Genomic DNA, 695 nt, shown 5'->3' with positions numbered 1-695 from the left:
CTTCGCGTCCGCGAAGCCTTTTTCATATCAGTCCTTTAAAACCAAAAAAGAGCAGCCACCCAAAGGTGACTGCTCTTTCTATATCAGTTGAAGTAATTTGATGGGTTGACTGCGTTCGCGCGTGAACCAGTCCAAGGGCCAACGTGTACTTCAAAGTGAAGGTGAGGTCCGCTTGAACGGCCTGTGCTGCCCATTGCGCCAATGCGGCCGCCCTGGGAAACATATTGTCCCTGGCCTACAGAAATGGAATTCAAATGAGCGTATACAGTCGCATGTGTTTGGCCATTGATGGAATGTGTCATCATGACGACATTGCCGTAACTGCCCATTGATCCGGCAAATGTTACATAACCGGAAGCCGAAGCCATGATTGGTGTTCCCGTACCGTTGGCGATATCGATGCCGTGGTGGAATTCACGTGCTCCGAAGATTGTGCGGTAACCGTATGCCGAGGAGATGCGTCCTGATGCCGGACGAATAAATCCAGAGCTGTTTGATGGTGCTGAAACTGCAGGTGCAGAAGCGGCTGGTGAAGACGATGCCGGTGCTGATGCAGTTGCTTTTTCTTTCGCAGCTGCTTCGCGTTTTGCTGCCGCTTCGCGCTCATTGGCTGCCTGGCGTTCTGCTTCGTTTTTCGCAGCTGCCCGTTCGGCTGCCGCACGCTCAGCCGCTGCTCTTTCAGCCGCTGCGCGTTC

General features: G+C 53.4%; 1 protein-coding gene. It reads right to left on the bottom strand.

What is annotated here, in order from left to right; all coding sequences use genetic code 11:
• Nucleotides 1–83: 83 nt before the first annotated feature.
• On the bottom strand, nt 84–695 hold a 612-nt coding region (locus KW93_RS07830), incomplete at its 5' end, for a M23 family metallopeptidase (RefSeq protein ID WP_033542440.1).

The organism is Planococcus sp. CAU13, assembly GCF_000775575.1.
Lineage (GTDB): Bacteria > Bacillota > Bacilli > Bacillales_A > Planococcaceae > Planococcus.
Note: the sequence above shows the minus strand (reverse complement) of the source record. Positions and strands in the feature narration are given on the sequence as shown.